This is a genomic window from bacterium, from assembly GCA_040755795.1.
Classification (GTDB): domain Bacteria; phylum UBA9089; class CG2-30-40-21; order CG2-30-40-21; family SBAY01; genus JBFLXS01.
Genome location: JBFLXS010000131.1, coordinates 1 through 9,479, shown reverse-complemented (window position 1 = coordinate 9,479; position 9,479 = coordinate 1). Strand labels below are relative to the sequence as shown.

General features: G+C 36.8%; 12 protein-coding genes and 1 pseudogene. All 13 read left to right on the top strand.

The features are described 5' to 3' along the window. Positions 1-149 precede the first annotated feature (149 nt). The 13 genes and pseudogenes from AB1414_09830 (at position 150) to AB1414_09770 (ending at position 8,823) form a co-directional block, all read left to right on the top strand. Positions 150-620: pseudogene (locus tag AB1414_09830) on the top strand (ABC transporter substrate-binding protein). Continuing rightward, a complete protein-coding gene (locus AB1414_09825; GenBank protein ID MEW6607731.1) occupies positions 617-1,810 on the top strand; it encodes a radical SAM protein in 1,194 nt (397 codons plus the stop codon). The pseudogene AB1414_09830 and the gene AB1414_09825 overlap by 4 nt, the downstream one beginning before the upstream one ends. Positions 1,811-1,812: 2 nt before the next feature. Further along, positions 1,813-2,313 (top strand): hypothetical protein, encoded by a 501-nt coding sequence (locus AB1414_09820; GenBank protein MEW6607730.1) that lies wholly within the window; start codon positions 1,813-1,815, stop codon positions 2,311-2,313. 66 nt (positions 2,314-2,379) lie between these two features. Then, positions 2,380-2,718 carry a hypothetical protein gene (locus AB1414_09815; protein ID MEW6607729.1) on the top strand — a complete coding sequence of 113 codons (339 nt, stop codon included), beginning with the start codon at positions 2,380-2,382 and terminating at the stop codon, positions 2,716-2,718. Positions 2,719-3,069: 351 nt separating this feature from the next. Then, entirely contained in the window at positions 3,070-3,534 is a 465-nt protein-coding gene (locus tag AB1414_09810; GenBank protein ID MEW6607728.1) for a toll/interleukin-1 receptor domain-containing protein, read from the top strand. Further along, on the top strand, positions 3,531-3,776 hold the full coding sequence (locus AB1414_09805) for a hypothetical protein (GenBank protein ID MEW6607727.1): 246 nt from the start codon (positions 3,531-3,533) through the stop codon (positions 3,774-3,776). The genes AB1414_09810 and AB1414_09805 overlap by 4 nt, the downstream gene beginning before the upstream one ends. Continuing rightward, positions 3,773-4,576 carry a type II toxin-antitoxin system VapC family toxin gene (locus AB1414_09800; GenBank protein MEW6607726.1) on the top strand — a complete coding sequence of 268 codons (804 nt, stop codon included), beginning with the start codon at positions 3,773-3,775 and terminating at the stop codon, positions 4,574-4,576. Before AB1414_09805 ends, AB1414_09800 begins: the two co-directional genes overlap by 4 nt. A 111-nt stretch (positions 4,577-4,687) precedes the next feature. Beyond that, positions 4,688-5,116 carry a nucleotidyltransferase domain-containing protein gene (locus AB1414_09795; GenBank protein MEW6607725.1) on the top strand — a complete coding sequence of 143 codons (429 nt, stop codon included), beginning with the start codon at positions 4,688-4,690 and terminating at the stop codon, positions 5,114-5,116. Further along, a complete protein-coding gene (locus AB1414_09790) occupies positions 5,100-5,549 on the top strand; it encodes a HepT-like ribonuclease domain-containing protein (protein MEW6607724.1) in 450 nt (149 codons plus the stop codon). The genes AB1414_09795 and AB1414_09790 overlap by 17 nt, the downstream gene beginning before the upstream one ends. After that, positions 5,550-6,449 carry a branched-chain amino acid ABC transporter permease gene (locus tag AB1414_09785; protein MEW6607723.1) on the top strand — a complete coding sequence of 300 codons (900 nt, stop codon included), beginning with the start codon at positions 5,550-5,552 and terminating at the stop codon, positions 6,447-6,449. Positions 6,450-6,453: 4 nt separating this feature from the next. Beyond that, positions 6,454-7,323, top strand: coding sequence for a branched-chain amino acid ABC transporter permease (locus tag AB1414_09780; protein MEW6607722.1), 870 nt, complete (start codon positions 6,454-6,456; stop codon positions 7,321-7,323). Further along, positions 7,320-8,102, top strand: a complete 783-nt coding sequence (locus AB1414_09775; protein ID MEW6607721.1) for an ABC transporter ATP-binding protein — start codon at positions 7,320-7,322, stop codon at positions 8,100-8,102. The genes AB1414_09780 and AB1414_09775 overlap by 4 nt, the downstream gene beginning before the upstream one ends. Further along, the gene (locus AB1414_09770) at positions 8,095-8,823 is read left to right on the top strand and encodes an ABC transporter ATP-binding protein (GenBank protein ID MEW6607720.1); all 729 of its coding nucleotides are present in this window, start codon (positions 8,095-8,097) and stop codon (positions 8,821-8,823) included. Before AB1414_09775 ends, AB1414_09770 begins: the two co-directional genes overlap by 8 nt. Positions 8,824-9,479: the final 656 nt, after the last annotated feature.

The window sequence follows — 9,479 nt, the reverse complement described above, 5'->3', positions numbered from 1 at the left end:
CATTGATGGTGGTTGGCAACAACGAACTCCGGCAATGGCTGCTGGTCTAACCGACCACGTTTGGAGTATAGAGGAATGGCTTACCTATCCGGTTAGAGGAAGTTAGCTAATTTCGGACACCACCAAAAGTTAAACCAAAAACGCCTCACTATATCTATCTTTTAGGATACTTAGATGAACTCCTAAATTTCCTAAGGCAGGCAAGTGAATTAGGGTTACAGGCAAAATTTCTATCCGCCTATAGTTTTTATGATCCCCAAATATTAGAGAAAATTTCCACCAATATAATAGAAGGATCATATATTAGTGTCCCGCTTTATGATTCTGAGTCCCCAGAAGATATAGTCAGAGAATTCGTGCAAAAGTACAAGCAGAAATTTGGCCAAGTCCCGGATATGTTCGCTGCTCATGCATATGATTGTGGAGGACTTGCTGTAAAAGCTATCCAGGATGGGAATAAAAAGGGAGAATCTATTGCAAAATATTTTCAGAAGATGCAAGAGTTTAATGGAGTCACAGGTAAAATGCGATTTGTAGATGGAGATGTAATCAAGCCTTATAGAATCTTTGTGGTTAAGAATGGTAAATTCGAATACATAGAAACTGTAAAACCTTTTTGACAGGTGAAACTATGGAATATTATAAAACAGACCCTCAGATTATTAAACAGACTTTAAGAAAGAAAAGGAAGGTAACTGTGAGTGATGTAGAAAGAATAGTTCAAAAAGCCTTTGATCTTGAGAAGATTTCTTTGGAAGAAGCTTCTACTTTGATCCATTGTATAAACGACAATGCCTCTTATGACTGTGTTATTCAATCTGCAAATAAGCTTAGGAGAAAAATATTTGGCAATTATGTAAAAATATATGTTCCTGTATACATCACTAATGTATGCGCCAACAATTGTGTCTACTGCAGTTTCCGTCGCGACAACAATTTTCTTAAGCGGAACACATTACAAACTCAAGAATTCTTGAAAGAAATGGAATTTTTACTAGAAATTGGCCATAGGAATATAGAAGTTGTCTTAGGATATCATCAAACGCTTACTAAAGGTACCCTTTTGGCAGAATATATAAGACCTTTGAAAAGAAAACTAGACGATTTAGGTGGAGGAACCATAATACTTATGTCAGAACCAATGGATGTGAAAGACTATAAGGTGCTTAGGGAGGCGGGTCTCACGGAAGTTTACACTTGGCAAGAAACTTATAATATAGATCAATATCATAGAGTACATCCGGAGAATACCCATAAGTCTTTGTACGAGTGGAGGCTCCAGGTATTTGATAGAGCTATTGAAACTGGGATTGAAAGGATAGGCATGGGTGTTCTTTTTGGATTATATAAATGGAAATATGATGAATTATCTCTTATTCGCCATGGTTTATGGATAAGAGAAAACTACGGTATTGAACCTTATGCCTTTGGGGTACCAAGGTTGAAAAGTGCACACGGAGCGTTGATACAACATCCATTTTATAGGGTCTCAAATAAAATGTACAAGTTGTCAGTCGCTATCCGTCGCTTGATATTTCCATTTACTCATACTTATATGAATACCAGGGAGAATCTGGGTTTTATCATTGATCTTTTGAACAGTGGTGGGACTGAAATCAATACAGAGGCTTCAACGATTCCTGGTGGATACACGAAGTTATTCTTAAACAACGGTGAGCAATTCTTTCACTATTCTTATGATTCTAAGAAGGTCTTTAGAATTCTTGAAAAAGCCGGATTCGTACCCACATTTAAGGAAGTTATACCTATTGTCAGTTTAAAGCAAAAATTGCCAGAGGAGGTTACATAAGAATGTGGTTGGTAGCCTATCTGACAGATAGATTTATAAGTGTGGCGTGGTATGTCGTTTTAGGGATACTCTTATGGTGCCTGCAAGTTCTGGGATTAGAATATTTAAATAACGAGATATTGAATGGGTTTCTACAGAAAGTCGGTTTCTCCAACAATATTATTAGGTTTGGAATATATCTTATAGTAGCACTAATTCCTAATGCATTACTCTTCACAAGTATTTTTCTCTTTGTTTCTCAACAGCAAAAAGAAACTATTAGAGCTATGAATAAGTTCTTGAAGATGACCATTGAAGAAAGACTATATTCCTGGTTTTATATTATACAATTTACTCTTTGGATACTAACCGGTAAAGAAAGAATGTTTGTATGGGCAACACCATCCCAGTATATGAAGATGCATGTGGCTACTTCAATATTAGCTAGAAGATATTACTACAGTTTTTATAAAGCTCCAGATGTAATTTGGCGAATATTACGTAATCACGGAGGTACAGAATAGTGCAATGAAGTAAGGAATATCAATCTTAAACATGGTGAAAGATATGTATTACAAGAGGCTAATGATATGTTCGCTTACAATGATTTCCAAGATATTTGTAATCTTGAAAGATATTATGTAAAAAAGGATAAGATAGAAAATATTCCTGATTTTTCATCGTTCGATGCTGGTGAAAAGTTTATTAACCTGAGAATCTTCGATGGTGATGAGAAAAGGGTAGAAAGATTCTTTGAAAAATTTGCAACAGGCGATTTATCTAAACCCGAGAGGACTCGAAAAAAATTAAACAGGGTCAGATTTAGAGTACATATAGAAATTTCTGATTCTATAGGAACAGATATTAAAATCCCTGCAACCAATTGGGTACAAAATCCACTCAAACAATTGAAAAGCCATAAATGTTAATCCGACAATAGTAATGTTGAGAATAAACATACAAACACTATTTGAATTTTATGGTGAGAGAAATATATGTGACCGTATAGGTTAAATGGCACAATCGGAAGCATCATCTATGTCCTTATTGCGAAAGGCTTCACGATGATTTACTGCACCCTTAGAGTTAATGAATTGGAGAGTTTATGAGTTTTAAGGTCTTTATCAGTCATAGTGTAGCTCCGAGGGAAATGAAGATTTTTGAAGTGGAAGAAGGGAATTAAGAAGTTATAAGTTTATGGGTTTATGAGTTGGTGAGTTTATGAGTTAAGGAAGATGGAATTTGAGGTAGAAAAAAGCAATTAAAAGGTTGGAGAGGTTATGAATTTTAAGGTTTTTATCAGTCATAGTGTTGCACCAAGGGAGTTGGGGGTTGTTTATGCAATGGCAAATGAAGCGGCAAAACGCGGGGCCTCTCCATTTGTCCCGGATAGAGAGTGGGAACCCAAAGGTGTTATTCCTGAAAGAATTCGCTCTCATCTTAAAGAAACAGATTATCTTTTAGCCATTGCCACATCTTCTGGCTTTCAACTGGATTGGTTAAACAGAGAGGTTAGAGAAGGACTGAGAGAAGCGAAACCGATTCTTGTCGTTGTTGACAAAGGAATTAGAGTCCCTTCAAACACAAACCGTATATGGATTAATAGAACTAATCCTGTAAAGACTATCCAAATGGTATCTACCCACTTAGCCGAATTCGGAAGGGATAAAAAGACCAAAGAATTTTTAACCTGGATAGGAATTGGTGGACTTTTCTTTCTCTTACTCCTTGAAAAGGAAAAATGAACGAAGCATTAACAATAGAATTGCAAAAAACTTATAAGGAAGAGAAACAAATTTCGGAATTCAAGAGGAGTTTTCGAGAAACTGAGGATATAACAAAGGAAATATTCTACCAATCAAAACTTCAGGAATTAGCCGAAAAGGGATTGATCCGACTGGCATCGGGTAGGGAGGTGGAAGTAAAAATCCCTCCCAAAATCCCAGGAAAACCATGGAGTGAAATATTAAAAGAAATACGAGAATGATATATTATCTTGATGCGAGTGTCCTTTTGAAAGTTTATTTTTATGAGAAAGGAACTGAGGCAATGGTAGACCTTTTGAAATCCAATTCCTCATTCTTTTCTTCCACAATTATTTATCCTGAAGTATTATTTGGTTTAAAAAGAAGGCTACAAAATAAAGAAATAACTCAGGATTTTTTTTCGAAACAGATAAAACTCTTTGGAGATCATTTCAGAACTTTAATAAATCGTATAGAGTTTAATGATTACATACTTCATTTTTTAAGAAGCGAAGTGCTTAAGTATTCTGTGAAAGCACTTGATGCAATTCATCTTGCCTCGGCATTATGGTTGAGAGAGGAAATAAATAAACATATCAAGTTTGTTTGCAGTGATAAAGATTTTATAAAAATTGTTCAACAGGAAGGTTTTGAAATTATAAACCCTGAAGAAAATGAAATGAAAGAAAGAATGATTAAAAATTTAAGCGATGTAAAGATTAAGTCTCTTTGGGAACAAACCAAAGAAAGATTTGAGTCTCTTGAAAGAGAGCTTGTGAATTGTTACATCTCATTTTTACGAGAAGTGGCAAAATATTATCTGCAACAAGGTAGAAGAGTGTTTTTTAGCGAAAATCGTGTGGTTCACTGGGGCGAAGGGGATTTTGGAAGACTTGTTATTGAAGGGGAAGAGGAAACAGATGAGGTTTTTGGAAACTATATTTCAGAGATTCGGTTTGAACCTACAATTAGCAAAAAAATTATAGAAGGTTACGAAGAAATCAAAGAGAAAAATCTTAAAGATATAAAATATATGAGTTGATGAGTTTATGGGTTTTAGGGAGCTGAAAAGACAGTTGTTAGTTTTTAGTTATTGGTTGTTAGGCTATGAATTGGGTAGGAGGACAGTTTTCTTATCTTTAACAAGTGACCAATGCTTACTGATTTAGAAATAAAGAGATTAAAAAACTACTTTGAAAACCGTAAGGATATTGCCTGTGCCTTTCTATTTGGCTCACAGGCAAAAGGAATCGCTACGAAATTATCCGATATTGATATTGCGGTATATTTTTATCCTCAAAAAAGACATCCGGTAGAATATGAAGAGGAGGTCTTCTATTCTACAGAGGACAAAATATGGTCGGATTTGGAGCATCTTTTGAATAAAGAGATTGAACTCTTGATTTTAAACAGGGTTTCATCAAGCATTGCAGCAAGTGCAATAAGGGGTATTCCTCTTGCCATAAATGATTGGGGACTTTATCTTGATTTTATGGAGGTTGTAACCCATGAGGCAGAGGATTTTAGAGATATGCTAATAAAAGATTTTATGGAGAGGCGAAGTTTTGAAAGAAGAACTTAACCAAAGATTACTGCAACGCTTAAACTTTCTTGAATCAGAGACGCAGGATTATACCAGGTTTAAGCATCTAACCAGGGAAGATTACTTTACAGATAGAGATAGAAGGCGAAGTGTGGAAAGATGGGTTGAAAATATAATAAACTCATCAATAGACATATCCAAAATTATTCTTACCTTCGAAGGTATTTCCCTTCCTGATAATTATAAGGATATTGTAGCCTTGCTATCAGCAGTTAAAGAATTAAAAATGGTTGATGCAGAAGCACTTTCCACATGGGTGAAATTTAGAAATATCGTTGCCCACGAATACCTTGATATAAGATGGTCATCCATCAAGAGGTTTATATCAGAGACAGAGAGTTTATACAAAGATTTTTTGGATAAGGTGAAGATATATCTTGAAAAGAAAATAACAGAAAACAGGGAATCATAAATGTTTAACCAACTTTTTTTAAACGGTATAATCGCTGGGAGCATCTACGCCCTTATTGCTCTGGGGTTTACGGTTATTTACCGCACAGTAAAATTCTTCCATCTTGCCCATGGTGTGGTTTATACTGCGGGAGCATATTTCGCTTATACCTTCCTGAACTCATTAACTCATCAACCCATTAACTCACTAACTATTTTGTTACTTTCTTTTTTTTTATCCATTTGCCTGTCTGCACTCCTGGGCATTAGTATAGATAGACTTGTCTATTATCCCCTCCGCAAACAGAATGCATCTAATCTGATTTTCCTCATCGCCTCTTTTGGCGTGTTTATCTTCCTTCAAAATCTGATTCAACTCATCTATGGAGCGCAGATTCTTACCATAAGAACCGGTCCCGTCAAGGAAGGACATCATTTCATTGGTGCTGTGATTACTGATATTCAGATTACGATTTTAGTGGTTTCGGTAATTCTTATGATATTGCTCTGGCTCTTTATCCAGAAGACGAAACTCGGTAAGGCAACGAGGGCTGTAGCAGATGATTCAATAGCAGCGAATGTCGTTGGCATAAATCCTGAAAGGATAATTCTGACTTCGTTTGCTATAGGATCTACTTTGGCTGGCGCTGCAGGAATATTGATTTCTTATGAAACCAATATTGAACCAACAATGGGTTTTACTGCTATTCTGAAAGGTATTATTGCCTCTATCATCGGAGGAATTGGTAGCATTCCAGGTGCAGTGTTGGGTGGATTCTTTTTAGGTCTGGCTGAAAATCTTGGTATCTGGAAGATACAGGCAGGATGGAAGGATGCCATTGCCTTTGCTATTCTGATTATTTTTCTACTGGTAAGACCATGGGGGATTCTTGGTACGAAATCAGTAAAGGAGACAATCTGAGGATATGGAGTATTTATTACACATACTTGTTATTGCCGGAATATACATCATTCTCACAATGAGCCTGAATCTTATTGTGGGTTTTACAGGACTGCCAGCATTGGGGTATGCGGCTTTCTCCTGCATCGGGGCATATACCTCAAGTTTACTCGCACTAAACATGGGGATGTCTCCCTGGCTCGGGTTATTGATAGGAGCCTGGATTGCCGCCCTTTCAGGTGTTGTAATAGGCTATCCAGCACTACGACTAAAAGGAGACTATCTTGCTCTGGCAACATTCGGGTTAGGAGTTATTGTTTACTCTATTGCCAAGAATTGGGTGTCTCTTACCAGAGGACCAATGGGCTTGCCTGGAATACCAGGGTTTTCAGTCTTCGGTTTTCAGTTGTCAGAAATATGGTGTTACCTGTTGTTGGTATTAATCTTTGTGGTGATGACTACATTTGTGATTAATAGAATAGTAAACTCCCCATTTGGTAGGATACTAAGGTCTATCCGAGAGGATGAGATTGCTTCAGAGGCTATGGGAAAAGACACGACCAAACATAAGCTTCTGGTCTTCATCATCGCGGCATTCTTTGCTGGTATTGCGGGAAGTCTCTATGCCCATTACATAACCTTTATTGACCCTTCAAGTTTTACTGTAATGGAATCGATTACCATCCTTCTGATGGTAATCTTTGGAGGAATGGGGAGCATACAGGGTTCAATAGTGGGAGCTGTGATTCTGGTTGTGCTTCCCGAACTTCTGAGGTTTGTGGGAATACCATCATCCATTGCAGCACCCTTAAGACAAATGATTTACGGATTGCTCCTTGTGATTCTTATGCTCAAAAGACCACAAGGGATAATAGGAGTTTACAAGTTCAAATGAAAGATGATAGGATATTAGAGGTTAAGGACCTTTCTAAAGAATTTGACGGTCTTGTTGCTGTGGATAGTGTCAATTTCTCTATTCAAGCTAAAAGTATCAGTGCCTTGATAGGTCCCAACGGTGCTGGTAAGACCACAGTATTTAATATAATTTCAGGATTTTTTGAGCCCTTTTCAGGGGATGTGTTCTTCAAATATAGAAAGATTACAAAACTGCTACCTTACAAAATATCACGGCTGGGGATTTCAAGGACATTTCAGAATATCAGGCTTTTTCCCCAAATTACGGTTATGGAGAATATGTTGCTTGCCACAAGATATGAAAGAGGCGAGAGTTTACTATCAGCAATCCTTCAATCAAAGATGATGAAAGATGAGGAACGAAGAAACAGGGAGAAGGCTTTAGAATATCTTGAACTGGTCGGTATTGCAGAAAAGAAAGATGAACTTGCACAGAATCTATCCCATGGACAGCGGAAATTAGTTGAGTTAGCCAGGGCACTGGCAACAGAATCAGAACTCTTTTTGTTAGATGAACCAACCGCAGGGGTCTTCCCTGAAATGAGATTCAAGATACTTAATCTACTCAATAAATTAAGGGATGAAGGCAAGACGATTTTATTCATAGAACACGATATGAAAGTAGTTACAGGAATCTCTGATAATATCATTGTGCTGAACTATGGTAAAAAGATTGCTGAAGGGCAGCCTAAAGAGATTATAAAAAATGAAAAGGTCATAGAAGCCTATCTGGGTAGGAGGCGTGGAAGTGATTCTTGAAGTAAAAAACTTAACCGTATATTACGAGACTGTTCTTGCTTTGAATAATATCTCCCTTAATGTAAATGAGGGAGAAATTGTGGCAATAATAGGACCAAATGGCGCAGGAAAATCCACTGCCCTGAAGTCAATCTGTGGTTTATTAATACCCCAATCAGGAGATATTCTATTTAGAGGAGAAAGAATAAACGGTAAACAACCATATCAGTTAGCGGAAAAAGGGTTATGTCTTGTGCCAGAAGGGAGAAAGATCTTTACCTCTATGAGCATCTTAGAGAATCTGGAGATGGGCGCTTATATTTTAGTTAATGAGTTGATGAGTTTAGGAGTTAAGAGTTCGTTAGTTAAAGAGAGACTGGAAAAGATCTTTGAATTATTCCCCGTCCTTAAAGAAAGACAAAAGCAAAGAGCAGGAACATTAAGTAGTGGAGAACAGCAGATGTTGGCTATTGGTAGGGCATTAATGTTGAGTCCAATACTGCTTCTGCTGGATGAACCTTCACTTGGTCTTTCACCCAATTATGTGGATATTGTATTTGAGAAGGTAAAGGAGATAAACAGAAAAGGAACTACCGTTCTCCTTGTAGAACAGAATGCCAGAATGGCTTTAGAAGTGGCCGACCGAGGTTATGTCTTCAAAATTGGTGAAATTGCCTTAGAGGATACAGGTAAGAATCTGATGGAAAATGGAGAAGTTAAAAGAGCGTTTTTAGGTGAGTAAAGAGATTATTTATAGCAGTTATTATTCAAAACTTTACTTAGAATTAAATACTCGTAACTACTCGTAGTGAATTAACAAGTTATGCGTGAACCATTACTACACTATGTCAAATTAGTGCTATAACTCGCTATATTTTTAGACAATTATGTCCATTTGGCTTGCCTTCTCCCATTTCTTATGATAAAATGGAAAAAAATAGAATGTGAAAATTCTACCTCATCCTTCATTTAATGTCCCATAGGGACAACATATCGGTAGAAATAAATATCATACAAATAATGTCCCATAGGGACAATATATCGGTAAATGGCTTTCCATAAATTTTCTACCATCTACGGAACTGATTGATTTGTCTATCTATTCCTACCGATATTATGTTCCTAACGGAACGATTATTCTCATACCTTATTTATGGGTATTATCCTCTGCTGGAGTTTCGTGAATTTTTTATGATTCCTTTTGCCTTTAATCTTTGCGTTCTTCGCGGTTGATTTCTTTGCGTTCTTTGCGATTAAAAAAGGATAAACCGCAAAGGGCACAAAGTAGTAACGCAAAGGACACAAAGGGAAGAAAATAGGTGAAGCATTTTTTATCAACTCAACTTCAAAGGATAAGTTGCAAAAAAATCATCAGGCTTTTGAGCCTAATTTTGCCAT